This window comes from Pseudomonas sp. SIMBA_068 (genome assembly GCF_046534705.1).
GTDB classification, from domain to species: Bacteria; Pseudomonadota; Gammaproteobacteria; order Pseudomonadales; family Pseudomonadaceae; genus Aquipseudomonas; species Aquipseudomonas putida.
Window position 1 is genome coordinate 1 of record NZ_JAWRYI010000960.1, and the last position, 256, is coordinate 256.

The 256-nt window shown below is 33.6% G+C and carries 1 protein-coding gene; it reads left to right on the forward strand.

Going from position 1 to position 256, the window contains the following annotated elements; translation table 11 throughout:
• The coding region (locus tag SB756_RS32270) for a hypothetical protein (RefSeq protein WP_410913526.1) at positions 1 to 256 on the forward strand (256 nt) is incomplete at both ends.

Consider the following 256-nt stretch of genomic DNA (forward strand, 5'->3'; position numbering starts at 1 on the left):
CATCCACTACAAAGATTTATAGTAAATCGATTAGACAGCTTAGTAAAAATAATGGCTTTATTGGTAGCACCTAATAAGCAGTATCAATTTGAGCACATAACTTTACCTCTGTATGCATATACTCATTTTATGTTAACCCAATGCAGTAGTCGCTTGACACGAAAAGTAGCTATTGATGAAGTGCCTAACAAAACGCTAAGTGCACCATTTAGTGCATTTTTTGGTGTAGAAAGTATTAAAAATGAACACATCGAAT